The 290-nt window shown below is 77.2% G+C and carries 1 pseudogene; it reads left to right on the top strand.

Annotated features, from left to right (window positions below):
• A pseudogene (locus tag MJ643_RS30620) lies at positions 1-290 on the top strand (hypothetical protein); the annotation flags it as partial.

Below are 290 nucleotides of genomic sequence, written 5' to 3'. Positions count from 1 at the left end.
GGTCCTGGCGCAGGATCTTCCGCTTTCGCCGCCCATGCCGCAGGCGCCGGGCCTGCCGGCCGCATCGCCCGCAACGGAGGGCAACGGCCTTGCCGGGCCGGGTCTTCCGCCGGCATCGGGCGCCCAGCCCACGCGGCCGGTGCAGGACGGGGCGCCCCTGAGGGTCGCTCCTTCCGCCGGGTCGCTCGACGGCGCCGTGCAGGCGCTCGGCCGCGCCGTCCTGACGGTTGATCAGGAGGCGATGTACCGCCAGTCGCGCTGGGGCCTGCGCGCCCAGGCCGAGCTTGCCG

The organism is Pseudomonas sp. PNPG3 (assembly GCF_023093815.1).
Taxonomy (GTDB): Bacteria; Pseudomonadota; Gammaproteobacteria; order Pseudomonadales; family Pseudomonadaceae; genus Aquipseudomonas; species Aquipseudomonas asiatica.
The sequence above is the reverse complement of the archived record's forward strand: the minus strand, read 5'-3'. Positions and strand labels throughout refer to the sequence as shown.